Origin of the sequence: Stappia albiluteola (genome assembly GCF_014050225.1) — a bacterium.
Classification (GTDB): Bacteria; Pseudomonadota; Alphaproteobacteria; order Rhizobiales; family Stappiaceae; genus Hongsoonwoonella; species Hongsoonwoonella albiluteola.
In genome coordinates, this window is record NZ_JACFXV010000043.1 from 426,194 (window position 1) to 442,936 (window position 16,743).

The following is a 16,743-nucleotide window of genomic DNA, read 5'->3' on the forward strand; positions in this document are numbered from 1 at the left end:
CCCTTGTCTCCCCCGCCAAGGCCAGCGCGGGAATACGGGAAACCGGTAAAACATGCCCAGTCGCTCGAATTTTCCAATGCCTGAGAATGACCGCTCGGACGAGCGGATGCGGCAGGGTGACCCCTATGAGGACTTCGACGAGGATCCGCTCGTCGAACTGGCCCGTATTGTCAGCGAAGGCAGCAATGCCAGGCTGCCGACCGTCGCGCCTCAACAATACGACGAACAGCAGTATCAGGCTGACGACCAGCCCGCCGAATACGATGAAGTCGAGTCGTCTGCCGAAGGTGAGGCGGAAGACTGGGGTCTCGAAGAGCAGGGTTTGCCCTACAATCCCGAATACTCGGAGGAAGAGGCCGACTATCAGTACCGGGCAGCAGAGGAGGCAGAGCCTTCGCCCGGTTATGAGCAGGCCGACGTCTTTGAGCCCGACGAAGCCGTCTATGCCGCTCCGGTCGCACCCTATGGACAGCAGCACTATGTGACCGAAGGCTTCGTCGCTGGGCAGCCCACCGAGTCTTATGAAGAAGAGCCCCAGCCGCAGTACCAGTCTCGTGAAGAGCCTTATGAGGACGACGCCGTCTATGAAGGTGCTCCCGAGGCGATGGCCGAAGAGGAATACGAGACTGTACCGGCGCAATCTCCGGACACCGATTTTGCCGAGCAACTGATGGCCGGGTTCGAGGACGAGCTTCGTTCGGCCTTCGATCAGAAATTCGGCGCGCCTGCTGCGCAGGACGCAGGAACCGACGCGGAGGACTATCCGCAGCCTTATGGGGAAGAGACGGCCGGCCGCGCCGAGGCAACCTCTTCCGATGAGGAAATCTATGACGATCTTTTCTCCGAGGAGGCTGAAGTCGAAGCTCGTGAGCAGGCGCGCCGCTCCTCCGAGGCGTCGGCGGGAAGGGGACTGACAACTGCTGGCGTTGCGCCTGTCGTCGCCGCTGCTGCCTTTACGCCTGCAAGGCAGGTCCGGTCGCAGGCAACGCCGATCGCGGCTCCCGCTGCGGCTCCGGCTCAGCAGCAGTCCCAGCCCCAGTCATTCTCCGCCGTCGAAGACGACTACGACGACGACCTGTACGAAGACCTTCCGCCGGCGCAGGGCTACGACATCGAGGCGGTAGCCCGCGCGATGAAGGAAAGCGATCCCGCGCTGTCTGGGCATGGCGTGCTGCCACCACATTCTCCGGCCGAGGAACTTGCGACCCCGGAAGGACGCAGCCGGCGTGGCCTTGCAGTGGCGGTTGCGATCCTTGGCCTTGCGGTGATCGGCGGGGCAGTATTCGCCCTGGTCGATTTCGGCGAGAGCGGCGTAGATATCGGCCCCCCGCAGGTGATTGCCGCCCAGGAGGGACCATTGAAGGTCTATCCGGAGCAGGATTCGGAAGAAAAGCCGTCTCAAAGCAAGCTGATCTACGATCGTGTCGGTGGAAACGCCGGGGGAACGGAAGAAAGGCTGATCGTCCAGGAGGAAACCCCTGTTGCGTCGCTCCCGCCGGCGCCCGCGACGGAAGAGCAACTCAGTCCCTCGACCGGCCTCGTGCAGCCATCAGGCCCGCGACGTGTCCGGACGGTGATCGTTCGCCCGGACGGCACAATCATTTCGGAAGACGAAGCAGAGGCCGCCGCGACCGGTGTCACGCCGCCGGCTGTTGAGCCAACCCCTGCTGCCGAGCCTCGCGACGTAACGGCTGCCGTGGAGCCGGCATCTCCTGTCAGTGTGCCTGAAACGGCGGCCGAAGAGGCTGATCCGGTTGAAGCCGTCACGCCGGAGGCTGCCGCTCCCGTGGAAGGGGCTGCTTCCCCTGTACCTGCGGGCCAGCCCGGCATTCTGCCGCGTCCGAAGCCGGAGGGTGCGGCAGTGCGTGTGGCAAGCGCGCCGGCAACTTCCGCCCCCGCGGCCAATACGTCCCAGCCACTCGATCTGACAACGAACGAGCCGGCGCAGGCCGCACCCAGCGCTCCCGCTGTTCAGACGGCATCGGTTCCGCGCGGGTCTTACGTGGTTCAGATTTCATCACAGCGGTCGGAGGAGCAGGCGAGAACCTCTTTCGCCGACTTGCAGAAGCGCTATCCCGACGTGCTGGCTTCGATCCAGCCCGTTATCGAGAAGGCGGAACTGGGCGATCGCGGGATCTTCTACCGGGTGCGCATCCCCTATGGATCTCGTGACGAGGCGATCAGCCTTTGCGAGAACCTGAAGGCGGCGGGCGGCGACTGCTTCGTTCGGCAGAACTAGTTTCCCCCGTTCATGTCCAAGCGGGCGGTGTGATCCGCCCGCGGCATCTGGAAACAATCATGGTAAAGGCCTTCATCGCCGGCTGTTCCTCGACATCGCTTACAAATGAGGAACAGTCCTTCTTCGCCAGCGAGCAACCGGTCGGCCTCATTCTGTTTGCACGCAACTGCCGGGAACCGGACCAGATCCGCGAACTTGTCGCGTCTTATCGCGAAGCGGTCGGCGATCCCGAAGCCTTCGTGTTGATCGATCAGGAAGGCGGCCGCGTCAGGCGCCTGCGCCCTCCGCACTGGCCCGATTATCCACCCGGCGAGGTCTATGCGCGGCTCTATGAGCGGGATCGTGATACGGGGCTGCGCGCCGCGTTCCTGGGTGCGCAGCTCATCGGCTCCGATCTGGCCGCACTCGGCATCAATGTCGATTGTGCGCCGATCCTCGATGTGAGGTTTGCGGAGACCGATGACGTCATCGGCGATCGCGCTTACGGAAGCGGGTCTGAGCAGGTGGCGTCCATCGGCCGGGCGGTCGCCGACGGGCTGGAGACGGCTGGCGTCCTGTCGATCATCAAGCATATACCCGGGCATGGCCGTGCGACAGCGGACAGCCACCTCGAACTGCCGGTGGTCGATGCGTCGCATGAGGCGCTTTCGTCGGTGGACTTTGCGCCATTCAAGGCGCTTGCCGATCTGCCGATGGCAATGACCGCGCATATCGTCTATTCCGCGCTGGATGCGGAGCGCTGCGCCACGCTTTCGCCTTCCATCATAGAAAACGTGATCCGGCAGGAGATCGGCTTTGCCGGTCTGCTGATGAGCGATGACGTTTCGATGAAGGCGCTTGGCGGCCCGATGCGGCAAAGGATAGAGGGCCTTTTTGCCGCCGGCTGCGATCTGGCCTTGCATTGCAATGGCGATTTTGCCGAAATGCAGGAGGTCGCGGCGGCATCACCGCTTCTTGAAGGCGCGGCACTCGACCGCGTTCGGCAGGCCCGGGCACGCTTGCGCGCTCCCGCGCCGATCGATCGGGCTGCGCTAAGGGAAGAGTTCGACGGCCTGATCGCCCAAAACGCAATCGCGTGACGAACGGGCAGGGAACGATGCTGCCGCCGGACGAGAGGCCGCCGGTGCAGGACGAATTTGCCAATGACAGCGCGGATGCCGTCCCGGCCAAGGGGGAGCCCTCCTTCGTCGTCGATGTGGATGGCTTCGAAGGGCCTCTCGATCTCCTGCTGGCGCTCGCGCGAAACCAAAAGGTCGACCTCGCGCGCATCTCCATTCTCGCCCTCGTGGAGCAATATCTCGAATTCGTCACCCAGGCCCGGCGCCTGAGGCTCGAACTTGCCGCCGACTATCTGGTGATGGCGGCATGGCTCGCCTACCTGAAGTCCCGCCTTCTGATCCCTGAACAGAAGAACGACGATGAGCCAACCGGCGAAGAGCTCGCGGCAGCACTTGCCTTTCGTCTCCGTCGTCTCGAGGCCATGCGGCAGGCGGCAGGCCGGCTGATGAACCGCAACCGGCTAGGCCGGGATATTTTCGCACGCGGCATGGCCGAGACCATGTCGACGGAGCGCATCGGACGCTACGAGGCAAGCCTCTACGATCTTCTGGTGGCCTATGCCGCGCAGCGCCAGCGCCAGTCCGTTACCTCCGTGCAGGTACGCCGCCGCACGGTCTGGTCCCTTCAGGAGGCGCGCGATCTCCTGACGCGTCTGATCGGCGCTGCGGTGGAATGGATGCCGATCGATTCCTATCTGATGCGCTATATTGCCGATCCGGATCAGCGCCCGACGGTGATCGCCAGTTCCTTTTCCGCAAGCCTTGAGCTTGTTCGCGAAGGGGAAATCGAGTTAAGGCAGTCGGGGCCGTTCCAGCCTCTCTATCTCCGCAGGCGGCAGGGGGAGCGGGACGGGGCCGCAATGCCGGGTGACGATGCAATTCCCAGCCCCGGAAGAGATGACGACAAGGCCGGTGACAGTGACTGACGGTGGCGGCAGCGAGAGGGACGAGGATCGGCAGGTCAATGACCTCGGCGCTGCGTCCGGCGGTTATTCGGGCCTGCGAATGCTCGAAGCGCTGCTCTTCGCGTCAAGTGATCCGCTCGGCATCGCGGAATTGCGGGATCGTCTGCCGGGAGATCTGGATATCGAAAGCCTGCTTCGCCAGCTCCAGCGCGACTACGCGACCCGCGGCGTCAATCTCGTCGAGGTTGCTGGCAAATGGGCATTCCGCACGGCCGAGGATCTCGCTTTCCTGCTCAAGCGGGAAATGGTCGAGGAACGGAAGCTCTCCCGCGCCGCGCTTGAGACGCTCGCAATTATCGCCTATCACCAGCCGGTCACGCGGGCCGAGATCGAGGAGATCAGGGGCGTTTCCACGTCCAAGGGCACGCTGGACGTGCTGATGGAAACCGGGTGGGTCCGCATGCGCGGGCGCCGTCGCTCTCCCGGGCGACCGGTAACCTACGGAACGACGGAAAATTTCCTCGACCAGTTTTCGCTGGCGGCGATCAACGATCTTCCCGGACTTGAAGAACTCAAGGGTTCGGGGCTGCTCGACAGCGCCATCCCCGCGAATTTCCAGGTGCCGGTGCCCAATGACTCCTCCGACCTGCAGGAAGACGAAGACCCGCTGGAACAGGCCGTTCTCTTTGACCTGCTTGATGATGACGAGGCCGAGGACGCCTCGCGATGACCATGCCGATTGAGACTTTGAAAGCCCCGCCCGCCAACCGGCGCCGTTGGGGGACGCGTGGTACGGCGGCGGCCACCATCGCGGCCAGGCTTACCTACGAGAATGTTAGTCACGATTATTCAGGCGTGGCGTCCATCCGGGATGTGTCTCTCGATGTCGCACCGGGAGAGGTCCTTTGCTTGCTGGGTCATTCCGGCTGCGGCAAGACAACGCTGCTGAGGATTGCCGCCGGCGTGGAACGCCAGAGCCGGGGACGGGTGCTGATCAACGAGCTCGAGGTTGGCGGACCGCAGCAGTTTCTGCCGCCGGAAAAGCGCGGCGTCGGCCTGATGTTCCAGGATTACGCGCTGTTTCCGCACCTGTCGATCGTCGAAAACGTGATGTTCGGCCTGACAACGCTGCCGAAGGACATCGCGAGGCGCGAGGCGCTCGGGGCCTTGGCGCGCGTCGGGTTGGAAGGCTACGCGGAGGACTATCCGCATGCCCTCTCCGGCGGCGAGCAGCAGCGTGTGGCCCTGGCACGGGCGATTGCCCCGCGCCCCGGCGTATTGCTGATGGATGAGCCGTTTTCCGGTCTCGACCGGCGCCTGCGCGACAGCGTGCGCGACGAAACGCTTTCCGTTTTGCGCGAGACGCGGGCGACCTGCATTCTCGTCACGCACGACCCGGAGGAGGCGATGCGCATGGGTGACCGCATCGCGCTGATGCGCAGGGGCCGGATCGCTCAGCTCGGCACCGCCGACGAGCTCTACAACAGGCCGTCGGACCTGTTCGTCGCGCGGTTCTTCTCCGAACTGAACGAACTGGAAGGTTCGTCCCATGACGGTCATGTCGAGACGGTTTTCGGCAAGCATCCGGCTCCAGGCGTCAAGGCGGGCGATACGGTCGAGGTATCGTTGCGCCCGCAGGGAGTCCTGCTCGGAGAGCCGGGTGAGGGTCGGCCGGGCCGCGTCATTGCCCGCCGCTTTGTGGGGGAAGTTGATCTGATCGATCTGGCCGTGGACGGCATTGAGCACCAGATAAAGGCACGTATACGCGACGGCGGCCGCTTCGCGGTCGGTATGGATGTCGGCGTCAGGGTCGACGATCGCGACGTTCTCGTCTTCCGGCGCGACGAGGACAGTGACGACGCGTCCTGAACGGCGTCGTCGATATCACGCTTCAAATCGCGAGAGCGTTGGTTGCGGTTTGACTTTGTTTGCTGCAATAGTGCCGCGCCGGTGAAAAGGCGCAGATAAAGGACGGGGAGTTGGGCGTATGGGTATCAGCATCTGGCAGCTTCTGATCATCGCGGTGATCGTCGTGCTGCTGTTCGGCCGTGGCAAGATTTCCGAACTGATGGGTGATGTCGCCAAGGGAATCAAGAGCTTCAAGAAGGGCATGGCGGAAGACGACGACAAGCCCGCCGAAAGCCCGGCGCAATCGCCCAAGACGATCGACCACAAGCCGGCCGATACGGTTGCCATGGAACAGTCCGAGGACAAGTCCAAGGCGAGCTGATTGTGTTGCGGCTGGCCTGACCCGCACGGGTATGGGCTTGGCGCGGTGCGGCGGCGAAGGATCGGCGGCGGCATATGTTCGATATTGGCTGGACGGAACTTCTGGTGATAGCCTGCGTGGCGATCATCGTGGTCGGACCGAAGGATCTGCCGAGGATGCTTCGCACCTTCGGGCAGACGGTGGGCAAGCTCAGGCGGATGGCCGGCGAGTTCCAGTCGACCTTCAACGAGGCTTTGCGCGAAGCGGAACGCCAGGCCGATATCGATGATATGCGCCGCGAGGTCGAGAAGATCGGCAATTTCGATCCCCTGGGCGATCTGAAGAAGACCATCCAGCCCATCGAGGCCCCCCAGGCCACCAAGCCTGCTGCAGAAAAGCCCGCAAATGATCCGGTGCCCGAGGCCCCGGCGAAGGCTGCCGACAATGAGGGCGGGACAATCGGCGAGGCGCCCGATTCCGGCCCGGTCGATCGCGAGAACGAACAAAAGGCCGCTAAAGGCTCCAAGGCATGACGCAAGAAGATATCGATGCCTCCAAGGCGCCGCTGATCGAGCACCTGATCGAGCTGCGTCAGCGGCTTCTGAAATCGGTGATTGCGATCCTGATCGCCTTTGTCGTCTGCTTTTTCTTCGCGACCGACATCTTCAATATCCTGATCAGGCCATTCGAGGCGGCAGCCGGCACGGAACGCTCGATCGAGCTGATCTACACCGCTCCTCAGGAATATTTCTTCACCCAGCTCAAGCTCGCGCTGTTCGGTGCGCTTTTCCTGGCTTTTCCGATTGTGGCCTCGCAGATCTACATGTTCGTTGCGCCCGGCCTCTACAAGCATGAGCGCGGTGCGTTCCTGCCGTTTCTGGTGGCGACGCCGATCCTGTTTCTGATTGGCGCGGCGCTCGTCTATTTCATGGTGATGCCACTCGCCATGGGCTTCTTCCTGTCGATGGAACAGATCGGCGGAGAGGGCAAGGCGAGCATCCAGCTGTTGCCGCGGGTAAGCGAGTATCTCGGTCTCATCATGGTCCTGATCTTCGCTTTCGGGCTGGTATTCCAGTTGCCGGTTCTGCTCACGCTGCTGGGAAGGGCCGGGCTCGTGTCTTCCGCTGCCCTGAAGCAGAAGCGCAAATATGCGATCGTCATCGCCTTCATCATGGCAGCGGTCCTGACGCCGCCTGATCCGATCAGTCAGATCGGCCTTGCGATTCCAACGCTGCTTCTCTACGAAGTCTCGATCATTTCCGTCCGGCTCGTCGAAAAGAAGCGCGAGGAGCGGGAAGCCGAAAAAGCCGGGGCCTGATTACCTCGGCGGCGCGCAACGTTTCGCGTGCCGGGGTCCTTCCGCTGCCTGCCGCCCAGCTTCTCCGGCGATCCGGTTTCCAGCCAGCCGGAGTAGGGCATGCACGACATCAAATGGATACGCGAGAACGCGGAGGCTTTCGACCGGGCGCTGGCACGCCGGGGCGTTGCGCCCGCTTCCGCCGCGCTGCTGGCGCTGGACGATGCGCGCCGTTCCCATCTGGTAAAGCTTCAGGATGCGCAGGAAAGGCGGAACGCGGCCTCGAAGGAAATCGGCAAGGCCAAGGCAAGCCGCGACGAGGCGCGTGCGCAGGCGCTGATCGACGAAGTCGCCCAGATCAAGTCCTTCATCCAGACAGGTGAGGAGGAAGAGCGACGGCTGACGGCTGCGCTCAACGACGCGCTTTCCACCATCCCCAACCTGCCGCTCGATAACGTGCCCGACGGCAAGGACGAGGCCGACAATGTCGAGCTTCATGTCGTCGGCACGAAGCCGTCCTTCGATTTCGAGCCGAAGGAGCATTACGAACTCGGCGAGACCCTGGGTGGCATGGATTTCGAGACGGCGGCAAAGCTTGCCGGATCGCGATTCGTCATGTTGAAGGGCCAGATCGCGCGGCTGGAACGGGCGCTCGGTCAGTTCATGGTCGACCTTCACACCAATGATCACGGCTACACGGAAGTTTCGCCGCCGCTCCTCGTGCGCGACGAAATTCTCTATGGCACCGGCCAGTTGCCGAAGTTCGCCGAGGATCAATTCCGCACCACCGACGACCGCTGGCTGATTCCGACCGCCGAAGTGCCGCTGACCAACATCGTCAATGGCGAGATCCTAGAGGAGGGCGCGCTGCCCTTGCGCCTGACGGCGCTGACCTATTGCTTCCGCTCGGAAGCCGGGTCGGCTGGACGCGACGTTCGCGGCATGCTGCGTCAGCACCAGTTCCAGAAATGCGAGCTGGTATCGATTACCCGGCCGGACGAGTCGCTCGACGAACTGGAGCGCATGCGTGAGGCGGCAGAAACGGTGCTCCGGAAGCTTGGGCTGCATTATCGCGTGGTGACCCTTTGCACCGGCGACATGGGATTCGGCGCGCGCAAGACGTATGACATCGAGGTCTGGCTGCCGGGCCAGGATGCCTATCGCGAAATCTCCAGCTGTTCCGCCTGCGGCGACTTCCAGGCCCGCCGCATGAACGCGCGCTACCGCCCGGAGGGCGAGAAAGGCCTGCGCTTCGTCCACACGCTGAACGGCTCCGGCATTGCCGTTGGCAGGGCGCTTATTGCCGTGCTGGAGAACTACCAGAACGCGGACGGTTCGATCACCGTGCCGGAAGCGCTGCGGCCCTATATGGGCGGGCTCGAACGGATTGGCTGAGCGGGATATCCGGCATGCGTATTCTTCTGACCAATGACGACGGCATCCATGCGGAGGGCTTCGCGGCCCTTCAGCGGATTGCCCACGAGATCTCCGACGATGTCTGGTCGGTCGCTCCCGAAAGCGATCAGAGCGGCACCGCTCATTCGCTGACCCTGCACGATCCCCTGCGGGTCCGTCGCGTCGAGGAGAAGACATTCGCCGTTCGCGGAACGCCGACCGATTGCGTGATCATGGGCGTGCGCGAGCTTCTGCCCTCTCCGCCGGACCTCATCCTTTCCGGTATCAATCGCGGGCAAAATGCCGCCGATGACGTGACCTATTCCGGCACCATCGCGGGCGCCATGGAAGGCACGCTGATGGGCATTCGCTCGATTGCCCTTTCGCAGGCCTATCGCCCCAGGCATTCGGGATCCGCGGACTACGCGACGGCCATCGCCCATGCACCGGGCCTCATCGATAAGCTGATGCGGATCGACATGCCCGCCGATACGCTCTTCAACGTCAATTTTCCCGCGGTCGGCCCCGGCGACGTAGCCGGTGTGGACGTCACCCGGCAGGGCAAGCGTGAAATCGGTGCTCTCTACGTCGATGCGCGCACCGACGGACGCGGCGTGCCATACTATTGGCTTGGCTTTCGCGGGGAGGAGCAGGATCCGGCCGAACACACCGACCTGTGGGCTCTTCGCGAAGGATATATATCGGTGACGCCTCTGACGCTGAACCTTACCGCCGAAGTGCTGCGCGAGAGGATCGCCTCCGCATTGGGTTGAGCATCAGGCGTCAGTGAGGGGGCTCGCGCATGATCGATGAAGAGGACGGGCCGCCCGAGCCTACGCCGCAGGAGGTGGAAGCGCGCGCCGCGCTGGTTCTGCAGTTGCGCAAGCAGGGCCTGCGCGACCGCCGGGTTCTTTCGGCAATCGAGCGCGTTCCGCGCCGCTTTTTCCTGACCGCGAAACTGCAGCGTCATGCCTATGAGGACCGTGCGCTGCCGATAGAGTGCGGCCAGACGATTTCCCAGCCATACGTGGTGGGCATGATGAGCGAGGCGCTCGACGTGCATGCCGATCACAAGGTACTCGAGATCGGGACCGGCTCCGGCTTTCAGGCCGCCGTCCTGGGTTATCTGGCGGCCGAGGTTCACACCGTCGAACGCTATCGGACGCTGGCCGATCTGGCGCGCGAAAGGTTGAGCGCGCTGAAGATCGACAACGTAACGGTTCATTTTGGCGATGGCATGCTGGGGCTTTCCGAGCATGCGCCCTACGACAGGATCATCGTCACGGCCGCGGGTGCGGAAGTTCCCAAGGCCCTGTTCGACCAGCTTGTAGTTGGCGGCAAGCTGATTGCTCCCGTCGGCGCTTCCGGCGGAATTCAGGAACTGGTGCTTTTCGAAAAGACGTCGCGCGGCATCGAGAAGCATGCGCTGGCTGCCGTGCGCTTCGTGCCCCTTGTCGAGGGCGCGGCCGTCCGCCTCTGAACAAAGCTCGGATTTGCGCGCGCCTCGTGCCGTTTCGCAAGCAGGTTTCCACCTGCATTAAACCTTTATCAACGTTACTAAGCTTTAGTGGTTGTGGGCATTCACAAGGCACTGGAGCGATCTGCACCCGGTCGGATGCAGTAAAAACTCCTGCCAAAATGAAACGGTCAAATATTCGATCGCCAGTCAATCTTGACCTGGCGGCCGGTCGATCGAGAGTTCGAGTAACGCCATGATCACGCAGACGACCAGCCAACGTTCCTACTTTCTTTCCCGCACAGCTCTCGCGGTGATTATTGCCGCCATGGCTGCCGGCTGCAGCGCTGGAATCGAGCGGTTCGAGGATCCGATTTATACCGGCGGTACGAGCAATCAGAAGCAGATCCTTGGCACGGCCTCTTCGCAGCCGAGCTTTGAGGATATCAGCGCAGGGCCGACCAGTTCCAAGGTCAGGACCGGCAAGGTGGAAAGCGTTGCCTTGCCGCCGCCGGGTCAGGCGCCTGCTGTCGCCACGGGCTCCATTTCCAGCCAGGCCCGCTCCGCCGCTCCGGTTGCCGCCGCGACGACGACACGAGGCTGGACGACCGCCGGCGGAACGCAGATCACCGCGCGCGGCGGCGATACGCTCGCGTCCTTGTCCCGGCGCTACGGCGTGCCGGAGAAGGCGCTTGCCGATGCCAATGGCCTTCAGGCGGGAGCGGCGCTCAAGAGCGGCCAGAGCCTGATCGTGCCGACCTATGTGTATGGCGGCGCGCCTGCCACGGCGAGCAAGCCCGCTGCAAGCGTTTCCGGCTCGCTGCCTGCCACCGCAATTGAAACGCCTGCGATTGCCGGGATCCCGCAGCGCAAGCCCGCAGGAACTCCGGTCAAGGTCGCAGCAGTCCAGCGCAACGTCAGCGATGCTGTTTCGGCCGGTACGCCGCGCTTCAAGGACGACGTGCGCAAAGGGGCTCCGACGGTCGTGAAAACGGTCGCTCCCGCAGAGACGCCAACCGCCACTCCCGCGAGGCTTGTAACGGGCGACGCCGAGCCGGAAACCGCAAAAGAATCCGCAAAGCAGGCCGTCGCGTCGTCGGATCCCGATGTCGGTCGTTTCCGCTGGCCCGTGCACGGGCGCATCATTTCCGATTTCGGCGCCAAGCCCGGTGGCAGCCGCAATGACGGCATCAACCTCGCGGTTCCGGAAGGATCTGAAGTCAAGGCCGTCGAGGACGGTGTGGTTATCTACGCCGGCAACGAGTTGAAGGGTTACGGCAACCTGGTGCTTGTCCGTCACAACGACGGCTGGGTTTCGGCCTACGCCCACAACAGCAAGCTGAACGTTTCGCGCGGCGACACGGTCAGGCGCGGCGACACGGTTTCCTATTCGGGCAATACCGGATCGGTGACCCAGCCGCAGGTTCATTTCGAGTTGCGAAAGGGCAACAAGCCGGTCGATCCGCTTCGTTACCTTGCCAAGCTCCAGTAACCGACAGCAATCCACTGAAGAATTTGGCCGACCGGATGGCGATCCGGTCGGCTTTTTTGTTGTGCTTCAGCCAAGGGTGCGTCCGAGACGACCGGCAAGGTCCTGGATATACTGGAACGCCACACGGCCGGACCGGCTGCCACGCGTCGTCGACCACTCGAGCGCTTCGGCGCGAAGGGTGTCAGGATCGATCTTCAGTCCGTAGTGGCTGACATAGGCATCCACCATGGCGAGGTATTCGTCCTGGCTGCATTTGTGGAAGCCGAGCCACAGCCCGAAGCGATCCGAAAGCGAAACCTTCTCCTCGACGGCCTCGCCGGGATTGATGGCGGTTGACCGCTCGTTCTCGATCATGTCGCGGGGCAGGAGATGCCTGCGGTTCGAGGTGGCGTAGAAGAGCACGTTCTCCGGTCGGCCTTCGATGCCGCCTTCCAGGACGGCTTTCAGCGACTTGTAGGACGCGTCTCCGCCATCGAAGCTCAGGTCGTCGCAGAATACGATGAAGCGATGGGGGCTGGACTTGAGATGCGCCATCAGCCTCGGCAGGCTTTCGATGTCCTCCCGGTGGATCTCGATGAGTTTCAGCCGGATTTCGGTCTTTTCCGCGTCGAGCCTGCCGTTGACCTCGGCATGGGCGGCCTTGACCAGGGAAGACTTGCCCATGCCGCGCGCGCCCCACAGAAGTACGTTGTTCGCTGCATAACCGCGCGCGAAACGGTCGGTGTTTGCAAGAAGTTGGTCACGTGGGCGGTCGACGCCCTGAAGCAGGCCGATCTCGATACGGTTGACCCTGGCCACCGGCTCGAGCCGCTCCGGCGAAAGCTGCCAGACGAAGGCATCGGCCGAATCCAGATCCGGCATCGCCGCTGCCGGCGGAACGGCGCGGGCGATCAGTTCGAGGAGCCGGTCGAGCTTCGAGGCGATTTCAGACAAATCCCGTGACGCTGACATATGCTTTTCGATGCCTTGCTTTAGGGTGGCCCGGACGGGCGTAAGTTACTGGCATCCCGTGCGGTTCCTTGCGGAATCCGGCCCGGGGCACCATCTGTTCGCAACGGCCCCTTATCACGGCTGCGAAAAAGACCAAAGCCTGTTGGCAAACCAACATGGCCCGCCTTGCAATACGAGGTGTGCCCGCTATAGTCCGCCGACCTTGGAATAACGGTCGACGATGACGCTTCCGGATACTTTCCCGATTCAAGGGGAGGGTGGCGGTTTCGTCTTCCTGAGGAGATGCTCATGCTGATTACGCCTGCCTATGCGCAAGGAGCCGCCGGCGCGGGCGGCACGGATATTCTGTTCAATATCCTGCCCTTCGTCCTGATTTTCGTGATCATGTATTTCCTGATCATCCGCCCGCAGCGGCAACGGATGAAGCAGCACCAGGACATGGTCGCCAATCTTCGGCGGGGCGACACGGTGGTGACGTCCGGCGGCCTGATTGCCAAGGTGGCCAAGGTTGTCGACGACAGCCAGGTCGAGCTGGAAATCAGCGATGGCGTCAAGGTTCGCGCAGTCCGCGGCATGATCCAGGAAGTGCGCGCCAAGTCCGAACCGGTGAAGGAAAACAGCTGAGCCCGCAACGGGCTGGATTGCAGGCGAAGCCGGTTTGAAAGGCTTCGCGGACGTCATCGAACGGGCTCCCCACCATGCTTTACTTCGCACGTTGGAAGATCGCTCTGATCATCCTCGTTGTCCTGGCCGGCCTGGCCTCGACCCTGCCGAACTTTTTGTCCCCGGACACCTTGAGGGCATGGCCAGACTGGCTGCCGAAGCGGCAGATCGTGCTCGGCCTCGACCTTCAGGGCGGCGCCTACCTGCTCTATGAGGTGGACAGGAAGGACTACGAGGCAAAGCGCCTGACGACGCTTGTCAGCGATATCCGCCGCACGCTCCGCGAGGAGCCGCGTATCGGCTATACGGGTCTCGGCATCCAGGGCAGCAGCGTGCAGGTGCGCATTCGCGACCTTACCCGCCTGGACGAGGCGAAAACCCGGCTGGAAGCCCTGCGCAATCCGCTGGTCTCCTCGCTGTTCGGCGGTCAGGAGATCGACGAATTCGCGATCACCGCCTCAGATGACGGCCTGGTGCGTTTCGAATTCACCGAGGAAGGGCTGGCACAGCGGGTTCGTTCCGTCGTCCAGCAGTCGATCGAGGTGATCCGGCGCCGCGTTGACGAACTCGGTACCACGGAGCCCAACATCCAGCGTCAGGGCGAGGATCGCATCCTCGTCGAGGCACCGGGTGAAAGCGATCCGCAGCGGCTGAAGGCGCTGGTCGGCCAGACCGCCCAGCTGACCTTCCATATGGTCGATACGTCGATGTCGGGCGAACAGGCCCTGCAAAGCCGCCCGCCGGTCGGCAGCATCGTGCTGAATTCGGTGGACGATCCACCGCTTCCCTATCTGGTGGAGGAAGCGCCGCTTCTGTCGGGCGAGGACCTGACCGATGCGCAGGTGTCCTTCGACCAGCGCACCAACGAGCCGGTGGTGAACTTCCGCTTCAATACCGCGGGCGCGCGCAAGTTCGCCGTCGTCACCCAGCAGAATGTCGGGCGACCCTTTGCAATCGTGCTTGACGACGAGGTCATTTCCGCGCCCGTCATCCGCGAACCGATCACGGGCGGCTCGGGCCAGATCTCCGGCAGCTTCACCGTCGAAACGGCGAACGACCTCGCGGTCCTGCTGCGCGCCGGCGCCCTGCCGGCCAAGCTGACGGTCATCGAGGAACGCTCCATCGGCCCGGGCCTCGGGCAGGATTCGATCGATGCAGGCAAGCTGGCCTCCTACATCGGCGCCGCCGCCGTCGTGATCTTCATGATCCTCGCTTACGGCCGGTTCGGCGTGATCGCCGATCTGGCGCTTGCGGCGAACGTGCTGCTGATCTTCGGCGCGCTGACCTTCCTGCAGGCAACGCTGACGTTGCCCGGCATCGCCGGCATCGTGCTGACGATCGGCATGGCGGTGGATGCCAATGTGCTCATCTTCGAGCGCATTCGCGAAGAGACAAGGGCAGGGCGCTCGGCCATCAGCGCCATCGATGCAGGCTTTTCGCGAGCGCTCGGCACTATTCTCGATGCCAACATCACCACGCTCATTGCGGCGCTGATCCTGTTCCAGCTCGGCTCTGGGCCGATCCGCGGCTTCGCGGTCACGCTCGCCATCGGTATTTTCACAACGGTCTTCTCGGCCTTCACGCTGTCGCGCCTGCTGATCTCGCTTTGGGTCCGCAAGCGCCGGCCCAGCCAGCTGCCGATCTGACCGTTTGAAGGACGCGCCCCATGTATCTGAAACTGGTTCCGGAAAATACGAACTACCGCTTCATGTGGCTGCGGAAGTTCAGCTTCCCGCTGTCGATGGCAATCGCGGTCGCCTCGATCGCGCTTTTCTTCACCGTTGGTCTGAACTACGGCATCGACTTCAAGGGCGGCACGGTCATCGAGATGAAGACCAACGAAAGCCCGGCCGATATCGCCGCGATCCGCGCAGGCCTCGGGGAGCTGAACCTCGGCGACATCCAGGTGCAGCAATTCGGCGGCCCGGACGAAGTCCTCGTGCGCATCCAGCAACAGGAAGGCGGAGAGCTGGCCCAGCAGGCGGCGGTCGAGAATGTACGCTCCGCCTTCGCCGACAGCGTGGAGTTTCGCCGTGTCGAAGTGGTGGGGCCCCGCGTTTCGGGCGAACTGGCGCAGGCGGGTACCCTTGCGGTCGTCACCGCCCTGGTGGTGATCCTGTTCTACATCTGGTTCCGTTTCGAATGGCAGTTTGCCGTCGGTGCCATCGTCACGACGATCAATGACATCATCGTCACGGTTGGACTGTTCGTCGTTCTCCAGCTCGATTTCTCGCTGTCGAGCATCGCGGCCATACTCACGATCATCGGCTATTCACTGAACGATACCGTCGTCGTCTATGACCGCATCCGAGAAAATCTGCGCCGCTACAAGAAGCTGGCATTGCCTGAACTGATCGACCGATCGATCAACGAGATGCTGTCACGTACGCTGATGACATCGGTGACAACGCTTCTGGCCCTGATCGCCCTATATACGTTCGGGGGCGAGGTGATCCGTTCCTTCACGCTGGCCATGATCTTCGGCATCGTGATCGGCACCTATTCCTCGATCTTCCTGGCTGCGCCGATGCTGATCTTCCTCAATCTCAGACCGGGCGGCCCGGAGAAGGCGAAAGAGGAAGACGACGGCGCCAAGGCAACCGCGTAGGCGCCAACTGCAGGCACGAGGCGATGGCTAGTTCCGGACAGGGGCCCGAACGGAGGCCCGACCATGGAATCGTGATACGGGAGGCTCATTTTCCCGGTCGCGCACCCGTGGACGCGTATGGCGGGGGCGGCTTTCGCTTCGCCGGCATGTCGCATCGCGGCTCAATCCTTTTCGTCCCGACGGGCATTTACGGCTGGGCGCCGGAAAAGCCGGAAGACCTGACCCGGGAGGCTTTTGAACGGGTGTTTGCCGAGGCGGACGAGATAGAAGTCCTGCTTGTGGGAACGGGCGCGACGCTACGCCCGCTGCCCAGCACGCTGCGCGAGCAGTTTCGCGAGGCCGGCATCATGGCCGATCCCATGGCAACGGGAGCTGCGGTCCGCACGCTCAACGTCCTGCTGTCGGAAGAACGCGCTGTGGCTGCTGCCCTGCTGGCCGTGGACTGAACGGGGGGCGGCCCTAGAACATGC

General features: G+C 63.1%; 17 protein-coding genes. 16 read left to right on the forward strand and 1 reads right to left on the reverse strand.

The window, feature by feature from the left end; translation table 11 throughout:
• Window positions 1-76 precede the first annotated feature (76 nt).
• From H2509_RS06240 to H2509_RS06295, 12 genes are all read left to right on the forward strand, one after another.
• Entirely contained in the window at window positions 77-2,239 is a 2,163-nt protein-coding gene (locus H2509_RS06240; protein ID WP_182163371.1) for an SPOR domain-containing protein, read from the forward strand.
• A gap of 56 nt (window positions 2,240-2,295) precedes the next feature.
• A complete protein-coding gene (gene nagZ, locus H2509_RS06245) occupies window positions 2,296-3,318 on the forward strand; it encodes a beta-N-acetylhexosaminidase (protein ID WP_182163813.1) in 1,023 nt (340 codons plus the stop codon).
• A 17-nt stretch (window positions 3,319-3,335) separates the two neighbouring features.
• Window positions 3,336-4,223, forward strand: a complete 888-nt coding sequence (locus H2509_RS06250) for a segregation and condensation protein A (protein WP_182163373.1) — start codon at window positions 3,336-3,338, stop codon at window positions 4,221-4,223.
• 79 nt (window positions 4,224-4,302) lie between these two features.
• Entirely contained in the window at window positions 4,303-4,932 is a 630-nt protein-coding gene (gene scpB / locus H2509_RS06255) for an SMC-Scp complex subunit ScpB (RefSeq protein WP_235974760.1), read from the forward strand.
• Window positions 4,933-4,934: 2 nt separating this feature from the next.
• Complete coding sequence (locus tag H2509_RS06260) at window positions 4,935-6,071, forward strand: ABC transporter ATP-binding protein (protein ID WP_209001846.1); 1,137 nt, start codon at window positions 4,935-4,937, stop codon at window positions 6,069-6,071.
• A gap of 118 nt (window positions 6,072-6,189) precedes the next feature.
• Window positions 6,190-6,432 (forward strand): twin-arginine translocase TatA/TatE family subunit, encoded by a 243-nt coding sequence (locus H2509_RS06265; protein WP_182163379.1) that lies wholly within the window; start codon window positions 6,190-6,192, stop codon window positions 6,430-6,432.
• A 74-nt stretch (window positions 6,433-6,506) separates the two neighbouring features.
• Window positions 6,507-6,944: a Sec-independent protein translocase protein TatB gene (gene tatB, locus H2509_RS06270; protein WP_182163381.1), complete on the forward strand. Its 438-nt coding sequence runs from the start codon at window positions 6,507-6,509 to the stop codon at window positions 6,942-6,944.
• A complete protein-coding gene (gene tatC / locus H2509_RS06275) occupies window positions 6,941-7,729 on the forward strand; it encodes a twin-arginine translocase subunit TatC (protein WP_182163383.1) in 789 nt (262 codons plus the stop codon). Before tatB ends, tatC begins: the two co-directional genes overlap by 4 nt.
• A gap of 99 nt (window positions 7,730-7,828) precedes the next feature.
• Window positions 7,829-9,103: a serine--tRNA ligase gene (gene serS / locus H2509_RS06280; RefSeq protein WP_182163385.1), complete on the forward strand. Its 1,275-nt coding sequence runs from the start codon at window positions 7,829-7,831 to the stop codon at window positions 9,101-9,103.
• Window positions 9,104-9,117: 14 nt separating this feature from the next.
• A complete protein-coding gene (surE, locus tag H2509_RS06285) occupies window positions 9,118-9,876 on the forward strand; it encodes a 5'/3'-nucleotidase SurE (RefSeq protein ID WP_182163387.1) in 759 nt (252 codons plus the stop codon).
• Between the two features lie 29 nt (window positions 9,877-9,905).
• On the forward strand, window positions 9,906-10,583 hold the full coding sequence (locus tag H2509_RS06290) for a protein-L-isoaspartate(D-aspartate) O-methyltransferase (protein WP_182163389.1): 678 nt from the start codon (window positions 9,906-9,908) through the stop codon (window positions 10,581-10,583).
• Between the two features lie 232 nt (window positions 10,584-10,815).
• Window positions 10,816-12,051, forward strand: coding sequence for a M23 family metallopeptidase (locus H2509_RS06295; protein ID WP_182163391.1), 1,236 nt, complete (start codon window positions 10,816-10,818; stop codon window positions 12,049-12,051).
• 66 nt (window positions 12,052-12,117) lie between these two features.
• Here the strand turns inward: H2509_RS06295 and H2509_RS06300 are convergent, their stop codons facing one another.
• Window positions 12,118-13,002 carry an ATP-binding protein gene (locus H2509_RS06300; RefSeq protein WP_182163393.1) on the reverse strand — a complete coding sequence of 295 codons (885 nt, stop codon included), beginning with the start codon at window positions 13,000-13,002 and terminating at the stop codon, window positions 12,118-12,120.
• A 288-nt stretch (window positions 13,003-13,290) separates the two neighbouring features.
• Between H2509_RS06300 and yajC the strand changes: the two genes are divergently transcribed.
• The 4 genes from yajC to H2509_RS06320 all read left to right on the forward strand — a co-directional run bounded on the left by yajC (window position 13,291) and on the right by H2509_RS06320 (window position 16,719).
• Window positions 13,291-13,626 (forward strand): preprotein translocase subunit YajC, encoded by a 336-nt coding sequence (gene yajC / locus H2509_RS06305; protein ID WP_182163395.1) that lies wholly within the window; start codon window positions 13,291-13,293, stop codon window positions 13,624-13,626.
• Window positions 13,627-13,700: 74 nt separating this feature from the next.
• The gene (gene secD, locus H2509_RS20790) at window positions 13,701-15,311 is read left to right on the forward strand and encodes a protein translocase subunit SecD (RefSeq protein WP_182163397.1); all 1,611 of its coding nucleotides are present in this window, start codon (window positions 13,701-13,703) and stop codon (window positions 15,309-15,311) included.
• A 20-nt stretch (window positions 15,312-15,331) separates the two neighbouring features.
• Window positions 15,332-16,273, forward strand: a complete 942-nt coding sequence (gene secF, locus H2509_RS20795) for a protein translocase subunit SecF (protein ID WP_182163399.1) — start codon at window positions 15,332-15,334, stop codon at window positions 16,271-16,273.
• A 23-nt stretch (window positions 16,274-16,296) separates the two neighbouring features.
• On the forward strand, window positions 16,297-16,719 hold the full coding sequence (locus tag H2509_RS06320) for an Mth938-like domain-containing protein (RefSeq protein WP_182163401.1): 423 nt from the start codon (window positions 16,297-16,299) through the stop codon (window positions 16,717-16,719).
• Window positions 16,720-16,743: the final 24 nt, after the last annotated feature.

Bases quoted from the DNA above. Each gene is read 5' to 3' on its own strand.
- H2509_RS06240 (WP_182163371.1), top strand. From the start codon at position 77: ATGCCTGAGAATGACCGCTCGGACGAGCGGATGCGGCAGGGTGACCCC.
- H2509_RS06250 (WP_182163373.1), top strand. From the start codon at position 3,336: ATGCTGCCGCCGGACGAGAGGCCGCCGGTGCAGGACGAATTTGCCAAT.
- scpB (WP_235974760.1), top strand. From the start codon at position 4,303: ATGCTCGAAGCGCTGCTCTTCGCGTCAAGTGATCCGCTCGGCATCGCG.
- H2509_RS06260 (WP_209001846.1), top strand. From the start codon at position 4,935: ATGCCGATTGAGACTTTGAAAGCCCCGCCCGCCAACCGGCGCCGTTGG.
- H2509_RS06265 (WP_182163379.1), top strand. From the start codon at position 6,190: ATGGGTATCAGCATCTGGCAGCTTCTGATCATCGCGGTGATCGTCGTG.
- tatB (WP_182163381.1), top strand. From the start codon at position 6,507: ATGTTCGATATTGGCTGGACGGAACTTCTGGTGATAGCCTGCGTGGCG.
- tatC (WP_182163383.1), top strand. From the start codon at position 6,941: ATGACGCAAGAAGATATCGATGCCTCCAAGGCGCCGCTGATCGAGCAC.
- serS (WP_182163385.1), top strand. From the start codon at position 7,829: ATGCACGACATCAAATGGATACGCGAGAACGCGGAGGCTTTCGACCGG.
- surE (WP_182163387.1), top strand. From the start codon at position 9,118: ATGCGTATTCTTCTGACCAATGACGACGGCATCCATGCGGAGGGCTTC.
- H2509_RS06290 (WP_182163389.1), top strand. From the start codon at position 9,906: ATGATCGATGAAGAGGACGGGCCGCCCGAGCCTACGCCGCAGGAGGTG.
- H2509_RS06295 (WP_182163391.1), top strand. From the start codon at position 10,816: ATGATCACGCAGACGACCAGCCAACGTTCCTACTTTCTTTCCCGCACA.
- H2509_RS06300 (WP_182163393.1), bottom strand. From the start codon at position 13,002: ATGTCAGCGTCACGGGATTTGTCTGAAATCGCCTCGAAGCTCGACCGG.
- yajC (WP_182163395.1), top strand. From the start codon at position 13,291: ATGCTGATTACGCCTGCCTATGCGCAAGGAGCCGCCGGCGCGGGCGGC.
- secD (WP_182163397.1), top strand. From the start codon at position 13,701: ATGCTTTACTTCGCACGTTGGAAGATCGCTCTGATCATCCTCGTTGTC.
- secF (WP_182163399.1), top strand. From the start codon at position 15,332: ATGTATCTGAAACTGGTTCCGGAAAATACGAACTACCGCTTCATGTGG.
- H2509_RS06320 (WP_182163401.1), top strand. From the start codon at position 16,297: ATGGCTAGTTCCGGACAGGGGCCCGAACGGAGGCCCGACCATGGAATC.